General features: G+C 71.4%; 15 protein-coding genes. 6 read left to right on the top strand and 9 right to left on the bottom strand.

Annotation, left to right across the window (positions count from 1 at the left end; translation table 11 throughout):
- Positions 1-107 precede the first annotated feature (107 nt).
- Positions 108-2351 carry a transglycosylase domain-containing protein gene (locus ABT095_RS20420; RefSeq protein WP_350530859.1) on the bottom strand — a complete coding sequence of 748 codons (2244 nt, stop codon included), beginning with the start codon at positions 2349-2351 and terminating at the stop codon, positions 108-110.
- A 400-nt stretch (positions 2352-2751) separates the two neighbouring features.
- Here ABT095_RS20420 and ABT095_RS20425 point away from each other — a divergent pair, with 400 nt between their 5' ends.
- Positions 2752-3075, top strand: coding sequence for a WhiB family transcriptional regulator (locus ABT095_RS20425; RefSeq protein ID WP_350530860.1), 324 nt, complete (start codon positions 2752-2754; stop codon positions 3073-3075).
- A 100-nt stretch (positions 3076-3175) separates the two neighbouring features.
- Here ABT095_RS20425 and bagB read toward each other — a convergent pair whose 3' ends face one another.
- Together bagB and bagA are read right to left on the bottom strand one after the other, a co-directional pair.
- Positions 3176-4336 (bottom strand): ATPase BagB, encoded by a 1161-nt coding sequence (bagB, locus tag ABT095_RS20430; RefSeq protein WP_350530861.1) that lies wholly within the window; start codon positions 4334-4336, stop codon positions 3176-3178.
- Positions 4333-5400, bottom strand: a complete 1068-nt coding sequence (bagA, locus tag ABT095_RS20435; protein ID WP_350530862.1) for an ATPase BagA — start codon at positions 5398-5400, stop codon at positions 4333-4335. Before bagA ends, bagB begins: the two co-directional genes overlap by 4 nt.
- A 216-nt stretch (positions 5401-5616) precedes the next feature.
- On the opposite strand from bagA, the gene sp36 reads away from it, so the two are divergent.
- The 5 genes from sp36 (at position 5617) to ABT095_RS20460 (ending at position 8221) form a co-directional block, all read left to right on the top strand.
- The gene (sp36, locus tag ABT095_RS20440) at positions 5617-5775 is read left to right on the top strand and encodes a Sp36 family protein (RefSeq protein WP_095874066.1); all 159 of its coding nucleotides are present in this window, start codon (positions 5617-5619) and stop codon (positions 5773-5775) included.
- Complete coding sequence (locus ABT095_RS20445; protein WP_350530863.1) at positions 5775-6239, top strand: RidA family protein; 465 nt, start codon at positions 5775-5777, stop codon at positions 6237-6239. Before sp36 ends, ABT095_RS20445 begins: the two co-directional genes overlap by 1 nt.
- A 102-nt stretch (positions 6240-6341) precedes the next feature.
- Entirely contained in the window at positions 6342-7184 is an 843-nt protein-coding gene (locus ABT095_RS20450) for an NUDIX hydrolase (RefSeq protein WP_350530952.1), read from the top strand.
- A gap of 42 nt (positions 7185-7226) precedes the next feature.
- Positions 7227-7397, top strand: coding sequence for a hypothetical protein (locus ABT095_RS20455; protein WP_350530864.1), 171 nt, complete (start codon positions 7227-7229; stop codon positions 7395-7397).
- Positions 7394-8221 (top strand): MBL fold metallo-hydrolase, encoded by an 828-nt coding sequence (locus ABT095_RS20460; RefSeq protein WP_350530865.1) that lies wholly within the window; start codon positions 7394-7396, stop codon positions 8219-8221. The genes ABT095_RS20455 and ABT095_RS20460 overlap by 4 nt, the downstream gene beginning before the upstream one ends.
- 106 nt (positions 8222-8327) lie before the next feature.
- Here ABT095_RS20460 and ABT095_RS20465 read toward each other — a convergent pair whose 3' ends face one another.
- The 6 genes from ABT095_RS20465 to ABT095_RS20490 form a co-directional block, all read right to left on the bottom strand.
- Positions 8328-9002: a Crp/Fnr family transcriptional regulator gene (locus tag ABT095_RS20465; RefSeq protein WP_104817006.1), complete on the bottom strand. Its 675-nt coding sequence runs from the start codon at positions 9000-9002 to the stop codon at positions 8328-8330.
- A 172-nt stretch (positions 9003-9174) separates the two neighbouring features.
- Positions 9175-10032, bottom strand: a complete 858-nt coding sequence (locus tag ABT095_RS20470) for a 3-keto-alpha-glucoside-1,2-lyase-like domain-containing protein (protein ID WP_350530866.1) — start codon at positions 10030-10032, stop codon at positions 9175-9177.
- Entirely contained in the window at positions 10029-12131 is a 2103-nt protein-coding gene (locus tag ABT095_RS20475; RefSeq protein WP_350530867.1) for a polysaccharide deacetylase family protein, read from the bottom strand. The genes ABT095_RS20470 and ABT095_RS20475 overlap by 4 nt, the downstream gene beginning before the upstream one ends.
- Positions 12132-12231: 100 nt before the next feature.
- Complete coding sequence (locus tag ABT095_RS20480) at positions 12232-13617, bottom strand: glycosyltransferase family 2 protein (protein ID WP_350530953.1); 1386 nt, start codon at positions 13615-13617, stop codon at positions 12232-12234.
- A 362-nt stretch (positions 13618-13979) separates the two neighbouring features.
- Positions 13980-15245, bottom strand: a complete 1266-nt coding sequence (locus ABT095_RS20485) for a nucleotide sugar dehydrogenase (RefSeq protein ID WP_350530868.1) — start codon at positions 15243-15245, stop codon at positions 13980-13982.
- Positions 15246-15673: 428 nt separating this feature from the next.
- Entirely contained in the window at positions 15674-17578 is a 1905-nt protein-coding gene (locus tag ABT095_RS20490; protein ID WP_502884939.1) for a putative Ig domain-containing protein, read from the bottom strand.
- Positions 17579-17636: the final 58 nt, after the last annotated feature.

Consider the following 17636-nt stretch of genomic DNA (forward strand, 5'->3'; position numbering starts at 1 on the left):
GGACAAAGCGGCCAGCAGCTCGCTCACCTTCTACGAGGACCTGGCGGCGGAGACGGTCGAGACGCTGCTGTCGAAGGACGTCGTCGCCTGGTTCGGTGCTGCTCGGCTCAGTGGTGGCCGGGCTTGGTGGGCTTGCCGGTCGGCGTGGTGCCGCCGTTGCCGCCGTTGCCGCCGCCGATCAGGCCGGGCGGGAAGGTGAAGCCGCCGCCGATCAGGCCGCCCGCGTTGCCACTCGGAGGGGGCTGCGGGGTGTCGGTCGGGGAGGCGTTCGGGTCCGGCGTCGGGGTCGGGGCCGGGATGTCGACCAGGGTGAAGGTGCTCCGCGGGGTGCCGTCGAGCACGTCGTTCATCGCGTCGTCCCAGATCGGGCCGGGGCCGTCGGCGCCGTAGACCTGGTCGCGGTAGTGACCGCCGATGGAGATGTCGCGCATCGAGACGTTCCCGGTCGGCCCGCCGAGCCAGACGACGGTGGCGAGGTCCGGGGTGTAGCCGTCGAACCAGGCGGCGTTGCGGTGGTCGGTGGTACCGGTCTTGCCCGCGAACTCACGGCCGTCGAGCTTGAGGTTGGCCGCGGTGCCCTTCTCGGTCACCGTCTTGAGCAGGGTGTTGACCCCGTCGGCGGTGGTCTGCTGCATCACCTGCTCGCAGTTCGCCTTCGGGACCTCGAGCTTCTTGCCCTCGGCGCTGGTCACCGAGCTGATCGCGATCGGGTCGCAGTGCAGGCCGCGTGCCGCGAAGGTGGCGTAGACGCCGGCCATCTTCAGCGGGCTGACCTCCAGGGTGCCGAGCACGGAGGACGGGACCTCGAGGATGGGCGAGCCGTTGGCCAGGTTCTTGATGCCGACCTTGTTGATCATCTGCTTCATCGGGCAGAGGCCGATGTCCTGGGCCATCTGGACGAAGTAGGTGTTGACCGACTTCGCCATGGCCTCGTTCATGGCGAACGGGCCGATCTCGCTCTTGCTCTCGTTCTCGACCTGGTCGCCCTTGACGTTGACCCACTTGCCGTTGCAGGTGGAGATCGTGGGGTAGTCGATCTTCTGCGGCGCCGGGTAGGACTGGGTGATCGGCGTGCCGTTCTCCAGTGCCGCCGCCGCCAGGATGGGCTTGAAGGTCGAGCCGGGCTGGAAGCCGCTGCCGCCGCCCATCGCGAGGTCCACGTTCAGGTTCAGCACGGTCTGGTGCTGCTTGGCGTCCAGGCCGTACGGACGGGTCTGGGCCATGGCCAGGATCTCGCCGGTGCCGGGCTTGACCATGGTCATCGCCGCCGACACCTCGTCGGTCGGGTAGACCCGCTTGGTCACGGCGCTGTACGCGGCGCTCTGCTTGTCCGGGTCGATGGTGGTGGCGATCTTCAGACCGCCCTGGCTCCAGAGCTTCTGCCGGTCGGCGGCGGTCTTGCCGAAGACCGGGTCCAGCTTCACCACGTGCCGGACGTAGTCGCAGAAGAAGCCCATGCCGCTCTGGGCGGTGATGCAGCCGTTCAACGGCTCCTTGTACTTGATGCCCAGCGGGGTGGCCAGCGCGTCCTTGGCCTGCTGCGGGGTGATGTGCTTGTACTCGAGGAGCTTGTTGATCACCGTGTCCCGGCGGGTCTGGGCCGCCTTGGGGTGCAGGATCGGGTCGTAGGCGGTGGGGTTCTGAACTAGCCCGGCCAGCATCGCGGCCTCGGGGATGGTCAGGTCCTTGGCGCTCTTGCTGAAGTAGCGGTTGGAGGCCGCCTCGATGCCGTACGCCTGGTGCCCGTAGAAGGTGATGTTCAGGTAGTTGGTGAGGATGTCGTCCTTGGAGAGGATCTGCTCCAACTTGATGGCGTACTTCAGCTCCTGGATCTTGCGACCCAGGGTCTTGCGCTGCGCCTCCTGCACGGCGGCGGTGTCGTCACCGGCCTGCTCGACGTTGACGTTCTTCACGTACTGCTGGGTCAGCGTCGAGGCGCCCTGGCTCGCGGAGCCGGACTCGGCGTTCTTGCTGATCGCGCGCAGGATGCCCTTGACGTCGACGGCGCCGTGCTCGAAGAAGCGGTTGTCCTCGATGTCGACCTGGGCCTGGCGCATGATCGGCGCCATCTGGTCCTTGGTCAGGACGGTGCGGTCGCGGTCGAAGACCTTGGCGATCTCGTTGCCCTTGGAGTCGTAGATGTACGACGCCTGCGAGAGCGGCGGGCGCTTGAAGTCGTCCGGGAGGTTCCCCAGGCTCTCCGCGCTGTCCTTGGCGGTCAGGCCGAGGGCGCCGACGGCCGGGAGGGCCATGCCGGCCACCAGGATCCCGGACAGCACGCTGATGCCCAGGAACTTCACTCCGAGGCCGGCCTTGTCAAGCGGTGATCCCGCGGGTCGCTGAGGTGCCATGGGGAGAAGACTACGTGTCGGAATCCCGTACATGGGGGCAGGTGTTCGCCTACGCTTGTCACAACACTGCGACAGCTGCACTCCGTTCATCATCATCACTCTTGTGAGTGATGAGCTTTGCCCGATTTGGGGGTGATTGGGGGCTTTCGTAGCCCGTGTCGAGCCGGCCGCCATGGCGGAGCGTGACGAGAGTGGCCCGAGAGGCCCTGGCAAGGGCTGCGACCTGCGATCACTCCAACGAGTGAGGTGTCAGATACCCATAGTCCGATCGGGTCATTTGAGATTGGGCACGGCGGGGCTGTTGCTCTCTGCCGTTCTTCCGTAACGTCCTCAACTGGCAGCGGTGAATATGCCGTTGCCGCCGTGGGGGAGCCCCGATTCGGGAGAGGACGGCACCGGGATGGGCTGGGTAGACGACTGGAGTGCGCAGGCAGCCTGCCGCACTAGTGATCCGGACGAGTTGTTCGTCCAGGGGGCGGCGCAGAATCGCGCCAAGGCGGTGTGCAGCGGGTGTCCGGTGCGCACGGAGTGCCTGGCCGACGCCCTCGACAACCGCGTGGAGTTCGGCGTCTGGGGGGGCATGACCGAACGCGAGCGCAGGGCGTTGTTGCGCCGTCGGCCGACGGTGATGTCGTGGCGTCGTCTCCTGGAGACGGCACGCACGGAGTACGAGGAGTCCCTGGCCACGGGGATCGTGCTCACCGACTACGCGCAAGCGGTCTGAAGACCGTACGCGCCGGCGGCCCCGCGGTGGGCCGTCGTGCCCAGGCCGCCCCACCGGCCAGGGCTCACCGGTCACCTCCGTAGGGCCCGATCGGCCAGGGTCACGCTTCCCCGCCGCCCCCCAGCCGCTCGCCGATCTCGCGCAGACCCGCCAGGTCGTGCACATCGCCCGCCAGGGCGCCGACCTCGACGATCGGCACGTCCGGGTAGACCGACACGAACCGGTCCCTGGTGCGCCGCTCACGGTCCATCACCTGCATCCGCTCGGCATGCAGCCGCAGCAGTCCCGCCGCCAGTGTCTCGGCGGCCACCGAGGAGGACTGCGAACCGTTCTCCTCCAGCGCCTCCGCCGCAGCCAGCGCCCGCTCGGCCGTCAGCTGCGGCGCTCCGGTGCCGTGCACCCGGTTCAGCACCAGCCCCGCCAGCGGCATGGCGTCCGCCGCCAGGCGGTCGACGAAGTACGCCGCCTCGCGCAGCGCGTCCCGCTCGGGCGCGGCGACCACCAGGAAGGCCGTGCCCGGTGCCTTGAGCAGCTGGTACGTCCGGTCGGCCCGCTCCCGGAAGCCGCCGAACATCGAGTCCATCGCGCTGACGAAGGTCTGGATGTCCGTCAGCAGCTGGGCGCCGAAGATCTTGCCCAGCGTGCCGGTGAGCAGGCCCATCCCGACGTTGAGGAACTTCATCGCGCTGCGCCCGCCGACCTTGGCGGGGGCGGTGAGCATCCGGATCAGCTTGCCGTCCAGGAAGGAGCCGAGCCGGTTCGGCGCGTCCAGGAAGTCCAGCGCGGAGCGCGAGGGCGGGGTGTCGACCACGATCAGGTCCCACTGCTCGGCCGAGCGCAGCTGGCCGAGCTTCTCCATCGCCATGTACTCCTGGGTGCCGGCGAACCCGGCGGAGAGCGACTGGTAGAAGGGGTTCTCCATGATCGCCCGGGCCCGCTCCGGGTCGGCGTGGGCCAGCACGACCTCGTCGAAGGTCCGCTTCATGTCCAGCATCATGGCGTGCAGGTCCCCGGTGGTGCCCTGCACGGGCCGGGGAGTGTTGTCCAGCTCGTTGAGCCCCATCGACTGGGCGAGGCGCCGGGCCGGGTCGATGGTCAGCACCACGACCTTGCGGCCCCGCTCGGCCGCCCGCAGCCCGATCGCGGCGGCGGTGGTGGTCTTGCCGACCCCGCCCGAGCCGCAGCAGACCACGATGCGGGTCTTCGGGTTGTCGATCAGCGCGTCCACGTCCAGCTTCGGTCCGCTCGCCCGCCCGGTCACGCCGCCCCCTGCCGCTTGAGCTCGCCCGCGAGCCGGTACAGCCCGCCGAGATCCACACCCTCGCCGAGCAGCGGGAGTTCGTACGTGGGCAGCTTCAGCCGCTGCAGGCTGCCGCGCTGCTCGCGCTCCAGCTCCACCCGCTCGGCCGCCTCGCGGGCCTGCGCCAGCAGCGGGTCGAGCAGCGGCTCGACCGCGGCCCGGACGGTGGCGGCGCTGCGGGAGCGGCCGCCCAGGCCGGCCTCGCCGAGGGCCACGGTGACCTCCTCGCGGTGGTCGCCGTCGATCGCGGTCACCGCGGCGGCGTCCAGTATCGGCGGGCGCACCATGTTGACCAGCACCCCGCCGACCGGCAGCTGTGCCTCGCGCAGCTCGGCCACGCCGTCCACCGTCTCCTGGACCGGCATCTCCTCGAGCAGGGTGACCAGGTGCACCGCCGTCTCCGGCGACTTCAACACCCGCATCACGGCCTGGGCCTGACCGTGGATCGGGCCGAACCGGGCCAGGCCGGCCACCTCGGAGTTGACGTTGAGGAACCGGGTGATCCGGCCGGTCGGCGGCGCGTCCATCACGACCGCGTCGTAGGCCCGTCGGCCGTCCGGGCCCTTGCGGCGGGCCGCCTCGCAGGCCTTGCCGGTGAGCAGCACGTCCCGGACGCCCGGCGCGATGGTGGTCGCGAAGTCCACGAAGCCGACCTTCTGCAGGGCTTTGCCCGCCCGGCCCAGCTTGTAGAACATGTCGAGGTACTCGAGCAGTGCCTGCTCGGTGTCGATGGCCAGCGCGTAGACCTCGCCGCCGCCCTTGCCGGGCAGGCCCAGCCGGGCCGGGGAGACGGTGGCCACCTTGCGCTCCTCGTACGGGAGCGCGGCGATGCCGAACAGCTCGGCGATGCCCTGGCGGCCCTCGACCTCGATCAGCAGGGTGCGGCGGCCCTCGGCGGCCAGTGCCAGGGCGAGCGCGGCGGCGGCCGTGGTCTTGCCGGTGCCGCCCTTCCCGCTCACGACGTGCAGCCGCACGCCCTCCCAGTCCGGTCCACGTGACTCCGAGGGGCCGGGGGTGCTCGCCACGCTCCGTCTCCGTCCGTCTCCGAAGGGCCGGCACCACCAGGTGCCCTTCCCGCGAGCGTAACCAGCGGCCGGGCCCGATGCCGGGAGCACGGGGGCGGCCGGGCCGAATCCTGCCCGCTTTGTGGCTCACCTCACACCCACGGGCCCCACCGGCACCTCCGGTGGAGCAGCGGAGGAATCCGCACGGGGGGCGGCCGACCGTCTAGAGTCAGCGCCATGACCAAGTGGGAATACGTCACCGTGCCGCTTCTCGTGCACGCCACCAAGCAGATCCTCGACACCTGGGGCGAGGACGGCTGGGAGCTCGTTCAGGTCGTTCCCGGCCCGAACAACCCCGAGCAGCTGGTTGCCTACCTCAAGCGGGAGAAGAGCTGATGAGCAAGGTTGAGGAGAAGCTGGCCGAGCTGGGCCTGACCCTCCCCGAGGTGGCCGCTCCGGTCGCCGCGTACGTCCCGGCGATCCGCACCGGCGAGTACGTCTTCACCTCCGGCCAGCTGCCGATGGTCGCGGGCAAGCTGCCCGTCACCGGCAAGGTCGGCGCCGAGGTGACGCCGGAGGAGGCGAAGGGGCTGGCGCAGACCTGCGCGCTCAACGCCCTGGCGGCGATCAAGTCGGTCATCGGTGACCTCGACCGCGTCGAGCAGGTCGTCAAGGTCGTCGGCTTCGTCGCCTCGGCCCCGGACTTCACCGGCCAGCCGGGTGTGGTGAACGGCGCGAGCGAGCTGCTCGGCGCCGCGCTGGGCGAGGCGGGCGTGCACGCCCGCTCCGCGGTGGGTGTCGCGGTGCTGCCGCTCGACGCCCCGGTCGAGGTCGAGCTCCAGGTCCGCGTCCGCGACTGAGCCGCAGCACCTCGGGTTGTACTGCCCGGGGGCACGGGCCCCTGGGTAGTACAACCCCTTGATAGTGCCAAGGGCACTTCGTAGCATCCGGTTATGGATCACATGCCTATGCCGTCTGCTTGGCCCGCCCGGATCAGGGCGGTGGCCGCGGGTGAGCTGACCCCGCTGGTGCCCAAGCCGTCGGCGACAGTGGTGCTGCTGCGGGACGGGGCCGGTGGGCCCGAGGTGTACCTGCTGCGGCGCCGCACTTCGATGGCGTTCGCGGGCGGGATGTACGCCTACCCCGGGGGCGGGGTGGACCCGCGGGACGCCGAGGCCGAGCTGGGCTGGGCCGGGCCCTCGCCCGAGGAGTGGGCCGAACGCCTGGGCACGGACGCCCGGACGGCGCAGGCCGTGGTCTGCGCGGCCGTCCGGGAGACGTTCGAGGAGGCCGGCGTCCTGCTGGCCGGTCCGGACGGGAAGACGCTGGTCGAGCCGTGGGCGTGGGCCGCCGAGCAGGCGGCCCTGGAGGCGCGCGAGCTCTCCTTCGCCGAGTTCCTCCGCGAGCGCGGGCTGCTGCTGCGCAGCGACCTGCTGGCGGGCTGGGCCCGCTGGACGACGCCGGCCTTCGAGGAGCGCCGGTTCGACACCTGGTTCTTCGTGGCCCGGCTGCCCGAGGGGCAGCAGGCCGCCCGCGAGGTCGGCGAGGCCGACCGCACGGTCTGGCTCCCGCCCGCCGAGGCGGTGCGGGGGCACGCCGAGGGCGAGTACGGGATGATGCCGCCCACCATCACGGTGCTGCGCGAGCTGTTGCCGCACCCGACGGCCGAGGCGGCGGTGGCCGCTGCCGCCGACCGCCGTATCTCACCTGTCCTGGGCCGGGCCGAGCTGGCCGGGGACCGGATCACAGTGCGATGGTCGGGGTATGAAGAGCTGACCATCGACGGTCACTTTCCCGTCGACTGACCAGTTCGACCGATCAACCTGTTCGAGGAAGGAACCCGCCCGATGACCCACAACGACGTGGCTCCCCGGACGTCCCGCACGCTGCCCGCCCGCCCGCTGGTGGCCCGGCAGCTGACCCCGCGCGCCCCCGAGCCGGCGGCCCTGCCGTCGGGAGAGCCGACCCAGCGGCTGCTGGAGCGCGAGCTCGGCCGCACCCTTGAAGGCAGCCGGTGAGCGGTCTGCTGCCGGGTGACCCCGCCGCCGGCGTGGGCGGCGAGGCCACCCCCCGGGCGTACAACGTGCTGGCGCCCAACCCGTCGCCGATGACGCTCGACGGCACCAACACCTGGCTGCTCGCCGAGCCGGGCTCGGACCTGGCCGTGGTGGTCGACCCGGGCCCGCTGGACGAGGGGCACCTGCGCCGGGTGATCGCGACGGCCGAGCGGCGCGGTCAGCGGATCGGGCTGACGCTGCTCACCCACGGGCACCACGACCACGCCGAGGGCGCGGCCCGCTTCGCCGAGCTGACCGGTACCGAGGTCCGCGCGCTGGACCCGGCGCACCGGCTGGGGTCGGAGGGGCTGCGGGGCGGTCAGGTCATCGAGGTCGGCGGCCTGGAGATCCGGGTGGTGGCCACCCCGGGCCACACGGCGGACTCGCTCACCTTCCAGCTGCCGGGCGACGGCGCGGTGCTCACCGGCGACACCGTGCTCGGCCGGGGCACCACGATGGTGGCGCACCCGGACGGGCGGCTGGGGGACTACCTGGACTCGCTGCGGCGGCTGCACACCATGGCGGCGGCGGGGGAGATCCGGACCATCCTGCCGGGGCACGGGCCGGTGCTCGTCGACGCCCTCGGCGCCGTCGACTACTACCTGGCGCACCGGGCGAACCGGCTGGCGCAGGTGGAGACGGCCGTGGAGGCGGGATGTCGTACGGCAGAGGAAGTCGTGGCTCGGGTGTACGCGGACGTGGACCGGGCGCTCTGGCCTGCGGCTGAGCTGTCGGTGCGGGCGCAGATGCAGTACCTGGCCGATCACGGGCTGATCCCGGAGTAACCGGAGCGCGAAGGGGCGCGGGGCGCTGCGCAACCGTTCACCTCGGTGGGTGGTTGGCCGCGCAGTTCCCCGCGCCCCTGAAGTGCGCCCTCCGGGCGCACAGCGATCAGCGCGAACGGCGCGAGAGGCGCTCGACGTCCATCAGGACGACCGCGCGGGCCTCCAGCTTGAGCCAGCCGCGGCCGGCGAAGTCGGCCAGGGCCTTGTTGACCGTCTCGCGGGAGGCGCCGACCAGCTGGGCGAGCTCCTCCTGGGTGAGGTCGTGGGCGACGTGGATGCCCTCCTCGGACTGCACGCCGAAGCGGCGGGAGAGGTCGAGCAGCGCCTTGGCGACGCGGCCGGGCACGTCGGAGAAGACCAGGTCCGACATCGAGTCGTTGGTCCGGCGCAGGCGGCGGGCGATCGCGCGCAGCAGGGCGACGGAGACCTCGGGCCGGGCGTGCAGCCAGGGCTGGAGGTCGCCGTGGCCGAGGCCGAGCAGCTTGACCTCGGTCAGCGCGGTGGCGGTGGCGGTGCGCGGGCCGGGGTCGAAGAGCGAGAGCTCGCCGATCATCTCGCTGGGGCCGAGCACGGCGAGCATGTTCTCCCGGCCGTCCGGCGAGGCGCGGTGCAGCTTGACCTTGCCCTCGGCGACGACGTAGAGCCGGTCGCCCGGGTCGCCCTCGTGGAACAGCGACTCGCCGCGGGCGAGCGTGACCTCGGTCATGGAGGCACGCAGCTCGCCGGCCTGCTCGTCGTCGAGAGCCGCGAACAGCGCGGCACGCCGCAGAACGTCGTCCACGTGCTACCTCCTGGTGGTTGGGCGGTACCTGTCCTGGTGCGGTACCCCTGAAACGCGTGACATGCAGCATCAAGGATGACGCATGTCACTCCGATCATATGAGGAGGGGGTGGGGCAAGGGGGACGGTAGGCGGCCATCAGAGCGTGACCGCCTCCGTCCGGATCCCTGTCCTCAGAGCGCCGCAGCCGCCGGGACGGCGGTGAAGTCGCGGAAGTCGAGGTCGGTGTTGTCGACCCGCAGGCCCACTCCGCCGGCCCCGGTGATCCGCAGCGGGTCCTTGTCGATCGTGTCGAGCACGGTGCGCCCGTCGATCGCCAGGACCAGCCGGACGCCCTCCTTGTGGTTCACCGCGCTGGCCGAGACGGTGTGCCACTCGTTGTACGGGAAGGCGGCCTTGCCCTCGGCCACGGTGACGTAGTCGCCCTGCTCCCCGGCCGCGCCGATGCCCTGCGGGTCGGGGGTCTTGCGCTTGATCACCACGACCCCGTCCCGGCGCCGGAAGCTCAGTGCGTAGAGCTGGTCCGGGCTGTGGTAGCGGAGCCAGATGTGGCCGCCGTCCCAGTCCTGCTTGGGGGTGCGGGAGGTGGTGGTGGGCGGCTGCAGGCGGACTTGGACCTGCACCGTGCAGTCCCCGAAGTCCCGCCGCTTGGTGACCAGCCGGAACACCGCCGAGCCGTTGTGCTGGCTGGAGGAGGCGCCGGGGGACTGGCCGTCCGGCACGCCCGTCCAGCCCGCGCCGTCGCGGGTGAAGAGCGAGCCGGAGGTGACCAGCCAGTCCGGGCTGTCGTGCGCGTCCTTGGCGTTCGGGCTGCGGAAGGCGTACTCGTTGGTCACCAGTCCGCTGCCGGAGAACTTCGCCTTGAACTCGGTGGTGTCGTCGCCGTTGTCATCGTCCGAGCCGTCGAGCAGCTCGTACGCGGCGAGGGCGCCGCCGCCCAGGACCAGGGCGGCGGCGGTGCCGATCAGCAGGGCCCGGCGGGAGGGCTTGGGCTCCTCCGGCAGGACGGGACCAGGCTCGGCAGTACTCACAGGACCTCCGCGGGGACGACCTTGAAGTTCCGGGCCGTGGGCCAGGCGTGCCGGGTGACGTCCCGGTACGCGGAGAAGGCCACGCCGCCGGTCTCGCCCTTGGCGGCGAGCTGGAAGTGGACGCTGCCGTCCACGGTGATCCAGGTGGCCTGGCTGCCGACCGTGATGGTGATGTCATGGTGGTCGGCGTCCGCGAGGCCCCTGGTCTCGACGACCTTGCGGTTGTCGGCGCTGCCGGTGAGCACCCGCACACCGCGCCGGGAGACCTCGACGCTGATCGCGTCCGGGCTGCCGACCCGGACCCAGACCGCCCCGGAGACCTGCGGTGTGTTGAGCCGGCCCACGGTGCCGCGGACGGTGTACTTCGTCCAGCCCGAGGTGCGCGCCTGCTCGTAGGCCGCGTAGTCGGAGAGCGCCAGGCCCTGCGGGGCCAGGCCGTCGCCGCCGATCTTCATGCCGGAGGGGACGCCGGGAGCGGACTCCCAGGCGGCGCCCGGGTCGAGCAGCACGGCCTTGGCCACGGTCAGCGAGGTCGCGCCGTTGCCGGTGCTCGGCGGGGTCTGGGAGACCTTGAGCGCGCTGAACTTCGGCCAGTGGGTGCCGTTGGTGCCGTTGCGCACGCTCAGACCGATGCCGCCGGTGGCCTCGGTGCCCTCCACCTTGCTGGTCCAGGTCAGCTCGGTGCGGTCGTCCACCAGCACCTTGGTCACGCTGCCGTTCACGGTGACCTTGAGCTTGTGCTTGGGCTGCGCGACCAGGGCCTTGGTGGCGACCTGCTCGCGCTTGTCACCAACGCCCCGGAAGATGCTGACGTTGGAGCGGCTGAGGCTGACGGTCAGCGGGTCACCGCTGCCGGAGCGCACGGTGAGGCCGATGTTGTTGTCGTCCGCGAGGTCCTCGACGGTCGCCTCGGTGGAGTAGTCGTTCCAGTCGGCCGAGGTGAGCGGCAGGTACTCGGCGGAGACGTAGCCGTTGCTGCCCGGGTAGGGGCCGGCGCCGGTGAGCGCGCCGATCTCCTTGGCCTGGGTGCCGTCGTTGTGCACCCAGCTCTCGGGCTGGTTCAGCGGGTCGTCGGCGACCGGCGGCACCAGGGTCCACTGCGCGATCTGGTCGAGCAGGTCCTTGGCGGTGGTCCGCTGGTAGACCTCCAGCCGCTGCACCTGGCGGACCCCGGCGGCGCGGCGGCTGGCGGGCAGCTCACGCTTGGAGACGTCGGTCAGGGTGGCGGCGAAGGTCTGCTCCAGCATGCCCTGCAGGGAGGGGCCGGGGACGGGCAGGTTGGCCCGCTCGCTGGTCTCCGAGAAGGGGTAGGCGAACATCAGCGGCTTCGGCAGGCCGTGCGCGGCCATGGTCTCCAACGAGGTGCTGATGTCCTTGTTGATCCGCGCCGTGTACTCGCCGACGGTCTCGATCCGCTTCTCGGCCGGCAGCCAGAGCCGGTTGGCCAGCGCCGAGGCCTGGGCGCCCTCGGCGTCGACCGCACCGCGCCAGTGCAGGTCGAAGGTGTGGTCCTGGAAGTCCCAGCGGCCGGAGGCGGCCATCCGGGAGATCTCCTCCCAGGAGAGGTAGTACGGCCGGTTGTGGTCGACGCGGCCGGAGATCAGGTAGGAGGCCGCGTGCATGTGGTGCTTGGCCAGGATCCGGTCGCCGTACACCCACAGGCCGTTGGTGCCGTCGTCGAAGGTCATGTAGACCGAGCGCTTCGGCGCCGGGCCGCCCTTGAGGTAGTCGACGAACTCGTCGGTGGTCAGGCTGCGGTAGCCCGCCTCCTCCAACGCGGTGAGCTGCTCGTCGAACGCCTGCGGCGTGATGATGTACGGGCTCTCGCTCTTCGGGTTGATGTCGTGGAAGGTCAGCACGACCGGCGCCGCCGTCTCCGGCAGCTTGGCGCCGCCGGCCGTGAACGAGGCCTGGGTGGCGCGGTCCAGCTTCGCCACCGGCACCGCCACCTGGGGGGTGACGTCCCGGCGGAAGGTGTAGTACTTCCAACCGGCGTAGAACGGCATCGCCAGCACGGCGAGGGCCGAGCAGGCGAGCACCACGCGGGAGATCCAGTGCGTCACGCCCCGCTTCATCGGGGCGGTGCGACGGGCGCTCACAGCAGGCTCCCTCGGGAGAGCACGATCGCGTAGATCGCGATCACGAAGGCGGTGGTCAGCACGGCCGCAATCCCCTTGGCCAGGCTGGTCAGGGCGTTTTTCACGTGGCACTCCTCGACCAGACGCCGCGTCGGATGGTGGCCATCGAGTACGGGAGCAGCCAGGCCAGCAGCACCGAGGAGAGCAGGCTCATCACCGGCCGGTAGCGCCAGCGGGTGTCACCCGGGTTGTCGATCTTGAAGGCCAGGCCCCAGATGAGGCCCTTGAGGATGACTCCGCACAGGTAGAGCAGGGTCAGGAAGGCCATGCCGTGGACCGGCGCCCAGACCAGGTGGCGGAAGGCCATGATCGGGGCGGCGACCACCCACAGCGCGTGGCCGTAGTAGAGCAGGGCGGGGCCCAGGCCCCGGCGCCACATGAAGGTGCCGGTGAAGCAGAGGTTGCGGATGAAGCTCTTCTTCCAGCGGATCTGCTGCTTCATGAAGGGGCGGAAGCGCGCGGGCACGTTGGTCCACACCCGGGCGGACTGCACGTACCCGATCCGCCACTTGCGGGCCGGGTAGTCCTCCGCCGTCACGAACGGGGAGTCGGCGTACTGGCGCTTGAGCGCCGCGCCCTTCCAGCGCTGGCCGAGCACGTAGCCGGTCAGCTGGCGGTCGGTCGCGAAGCGGAACGGCGCGCCGAGGAAGCGGTCGCCGGCCCAGGCCGGGAAGTAGTTGTAGACGGCCTCCTTGCGGAAGACCGCCAGCGGGCCGGAGACGCAGGTCACCGAGCCGAAGGTGGACTCGGCCGCCTTGGCGATCCGGAACTGCCCCTCGTACCAGACGTCCTGGGCGCGGGTGAAGACCGAGACCGGGGCGTTGAGCGCCCGGCAGTGGCCGGAGACGGCGCCCAGCTCCGGGTGGCGCACCATGGCCTCGACGCACTTGCGCAGCGCGTCCGGGGCCAGGATGCAGTCGGAGTCGGTGAAGGCCAGGATGTCGCCGTCGGCGATCTCGCAGGCCTTGACCAGGGCGTGCTTCTTGCCGAGGTTCTTCTCCAGGTAGAGCACGGTGATGCCGAGCTCGGCCTCCAGCTTGCGAAGCACGTCCCGGGTGCCGTCCTCGGAGAGGTCGTCCACCACGATGATCTGCAGGTCCGGGTAGTCGGACTCGGCCATCGAGCGCACGCAGGCCTCGATCGCCTCCTCCTCGTCCTTGACGGCGAGCAGGAAGCTGACCCGGGGGTTGGCCTTGAGCACCGGGAACTCGTCCAGGTTGCGCGGGCGCTTGCGCAGCTCGCGCACGGACGGGTCCTCGTACTTGCTGTACGCGATGTAGATCATCGCGATGGTGCCGAGCAGCACGATGAAGCCGTAGCCGAGCACCAGCGGGCTCTGCGGCAGGCGCGGGGCCTCCCGGGCGAGCAGGAGCAGCAGCGGCAGGATGCAGAGCAGGGTCAGCACCCGGCGCAGGCCGTGGCGCACCGCCGGGTCCATTCTGTCCATCGCGCGGCCGAGCGGCCCGGGCTTGCGGGCGTTGGCCCGCACCCCCTCGGGCAGCGGCGGCAGCACCCGGCCTGCCACCGGGTCCGGCTCGGCCTGCACCACGGTGCGGGGCCGGGCCGGCTCGCTCCAGGCGCTGACCGGCTCGGGCTCGCGCTCGTACGCCTGGTAGCTCCAGGAGCGGTCCGGCGCGCTGGTGAAGCCCTCGGGCGCCTGGCGCGGCACCTCCGGCCGGTACGTCTGCTGCTCGTCGTAGCCCTGGTACTGCTGGTACGAGGGGTAGGGCTCGTACGGCTGGTACTGCTCGGGTTCGGGCTCTGGCTGCCGGGGCTCGAAGAAGCCGCGCTCCGGCGTGGGCGGGAGGCTCACACGACCGCCTTGGAGGGGAGGTCGGCCAGGCGGTAGGTGGCGTCGAGCACCTTGCCGTGCTCGGCCAGCCACTCGAGGTCGGCGCCGGGGTGCACGGTGTGCACGACGACCAGGTCCCACTTCTCGGCACCCGGGTCGGCCACGGCCTGCAGGACCTCGCCGTGGATGCGGGCGGAGGCGACCAGCGGGTCGCTGAAGGAGACCTCGGCGCCCAGCGCGGCGAGCTCCTCGATGATCTCCAGCGCGGGGGACTCGCGCAGGTCGGCGACGCCCGGCTTGTAGGCGACGCCGGAGATGAGCACCCGGGCGCCGGCCAGCGGCATGCCGCGCTCGGCGAGCAGCTCGCGGACCCGGTTCACCACCTGGCGGGGGCGGCTCGCGATGGCCGTCATGGCGGTGTCGACCAGCGGGGAGGAGACCCGGAGCTTGCGCAGCTGCCAGAGCAGGTAGTGCGGGTCGCAGGGGATGCAGTGACCGCCCACGCCCGGGCCGGGGTAGAACGGCATGAAGCCGTACGGCTTGGTGGCGGCGGCCTCGATGATCTCCATCGGGTCCAGGCCCAGGGCCCGGCAGTTGTCGGCGAACTCGTTCGCCAGGGCTATGTTGACCGCCCGGAAGGTGTTCTCGAAGAGCTTGCTCATCTCGGCGGCCTCGGGGGAGCCGACCCGGTGCACGGAGGGCGCGGTGAGCTGGAGCAGCTCGGCGGCCAGCTCGGTGCAGCGCTCGCCGACCCCGCCGACCACGCGCGGGGTGGTGTCCTGGGTGTGGCGCGAGTTGCCCGGGTCGATCCGCTCGGGGGAGAAGGCGACGTGGATGTCGGTGCCCGCGTCGAGGCCGCGCGCGGCCAGCGGGGTCACCAGCAGGTCGCGGGTGGTGCCCACGTAGGTCGTGGAGGTCAGCATCAGCAGCTGGCCCGGCACGGCGTGCTCGACCACCGTGGCGCAGGCCCCGGCGAGCGCGCCGAGGTCGGGCACCAGGTGGGCGTCGACCGGGGTCGGCACGCAGACGATCACCGCGTCCGCCTCGGCCAGCGCGGCCGGGTCGGCGGTGAGGGTCAGGCGCGGGTCCTCGACGAACTCGGCCAGCCGGTCGAGGTCGGAGGGCAGCAGGTCCACGTCCTGGGCCCGGATGGCGGCCAACCGCGTGGTGCTGACGTCGATGCCGATCACCCGGCTCCCGGCGGCGAGCAGCGCCAAGGCGCTGGGCAGTCCGACATAGCCGAGGCCGATGACGGCGACCGTAGGGGGCTGATGTGTGGGCATGGAATCTCCACGGACGGTGGTGAGGGCAGGCGCCGAACGGGGGTCGGCCGCTCCAGGGGCTGAGTCGATCCGGGGTGCACGGCGGACGGCCCCACCCGAGATTCGTCCCATTCGGGAAGGATGTGGTTTGGGCGCCTGCGGTTGCAAATGCGCCCGGAGGGGCAAGAGTTCGGAATTTCTGAGGGTTTTTAACGGGACTTAGTCCGATATGTCCTACTGTTACTTCGAGGTAGGAGTCGAACTGCCATACCAGAGACCCCAAAGTGTGACCCAACTGAGATCATCCAACCTGTGACGAAAGCCGCTCTTCACGCATCTGACACAGTGGGTAGGGCTCGCTTCACAAGCGCCTGAAAGATCATCACATCATGCGGGTGCCCCGCCGCTGCCGGGGGCCGGCTGCGGCGGGGCACCAGGGGTCGAGGGCGTCAGCAGGCGCCCTGGTCGGACCAGACGGCCCAGGAGGCCGGGGCCCCCGGGGTGGCGCCGGTGGAGTACCAGGTGGAGAGCCACTTGTGGCCGCTGTAGGAGACCTGGTCCCCCGGGGCGTAGGAGGTGCTCGGGCTCCACGCGGGGAGGTTGCCGCAGCCGGAGCCGCCACCGCCGGTGACGGTCCAGGTGAAGCTGGTGGAGCCGGAGGCCGTCCCGGAGGTCGCGGTCACCGTCACGGTGGTGGTGCCGGCCGTGGTCGGGGTGCCGGTGATCAGGCCGGTGGAGCTGATGGAGAGTCCGGCGGGGAGGCCGGTGGCGCTGTAGGTGAGGGCGTTCCCTGCGGAGTCGCTGCCGTTGACCTGCAGCGAGACGGCGGTGCCGGCGGCGCCGCTCTGGTTGCCGGGGTTGCGGAAGGTGATGGTCTCGCCGCCGCCGGTGCCGACCGTCCAGGTGAAGCTGGTCGATCCGGAGGCCGTGCCGGAGCTCGCCGTGACGGTGACGTTGGAGCTGCCCGAACCGCTGGGCGTGCCGGTGATCAGGCCGGTGGAGCTGATGGAGAGTCCGGCGGGGAGGCCGGTGGCGCTGTACGTGAGGGGCTTCCCGGCGGAGTCGCTGCCGGCGATCTGGAGCGAGACGGCGCTGCCGCCCTTGGTGGCCTGGCTGCCCGGATTGGTGACGCTCACCGTCTCGGTGCTCGTGGTGCCCGCACCGAAGCCGCTGACGCCGTTCGGCGTGCCGAGCCCGGTCGGGCCGTCGTAGCCGGGGCCGGCGTTGCAGATGTACGAGATCGAGCAGGAGCCGTTGTTGCCCGAGGTCACGTCGTTGAAGGCCGAGGTGTGCAGGTACGGGTACTGCGCGGCCTTGTCGCCGGCGGCCGGTGCCCCGGCGAGCGCCCAGGCGCCCGCGATGATCGGGGCGGCGGCGCTGGTGCCGCCGTAGACCGACCAGCCGTTGCCGCCGTAGGTCTGGTAGACCGCGACCCCGGTGGCCGGGTCGGCCACGGCGGAGACGTCGGACTCCGCACGACGGGAGCAGCCGGTGTCCCTCTGCCAGCTCGGCTTGGCGATGTAGGCCGAGCAGCCCGAGCCGGTGCCCTCGGAGGAGCTGGTCTTCCAGACCGTCTCGCTCCAGCCCCGGGCCGAGGAGTCCCGCTTGAGTGCCGTGCCGCCCACGGCGGTCACGTACTGGGAGGTGGCGGGGTACTCGGCGCCGGTGTTGGAGTCGCCCGCGCTGACGGTGATGGCGACGCCGGGGTGGTTGAAGTAGCCGGCGTCGGCGGAGGAGACCGAGGAGTCCTCCGAGCCGCCGTAGCTGTTGGAGACGAACTTCGCGCCCTGGGCCACCGCCTGGTTCACGGCCCGGCCGAGGTCGTCCTGGTTGGCCGAGGCGGCCTCCACCAGCAGGATGTTGCAGGCGGGGCAGACGGCGCTGACCATGTCCACGTCGAGCGAGATCTCGCCCGCCCAGCCGGTGTCGGCGGTGGGGTAGTTGGTGCCGCCGTTCTGGTCGATCTTTCGGAAGCAGCCGCCCGCCGTGGTGCAGGCGGGCAGCCCGTAGTTGGCCCGGTAGGCGGCCAGGTCGGATTCGGCGTTCGGGTCGTCCATCGCGTCCACGATGGCCACCGTCTGGCCGGAGCCGCCCGCGGGCAGCTTGTACGCGCTGGTCAGGTCGGACGGGCCGTAGCCGGAGGCGGCCAGCCCGTGCACGTCGGTGCGCTTGAGTGCCAGGCAGGCCAGCTCGCCCGGGTGGGCCGGGGCGGCGCAGGAGCGTACGACGTTCGACGCCGGGGGCTGGGCGGCCGAGGCCATGCCCGTGAAGGCGGAGGAGGTCAGTGCGACGAACAGCCCGAGGGCGGGTACCAGTGCGGACCGTCCGAAGCGTCCCGAATGGGTCGTGTCCACTCGGATTCCTTTCCTGAAGTGGCCCCTGGGGTGGGGGCGAGCCAGGCCCGGGGCGGTG

This window comes from Kitasatospora sp. NPDC002227 (genome assembly GCF_040296285.1).
GTDB lineage: Bacteria > Actinomycetota > Actinomycetes > Streptomycetales > Streptomycetaceae > Kitasatospora.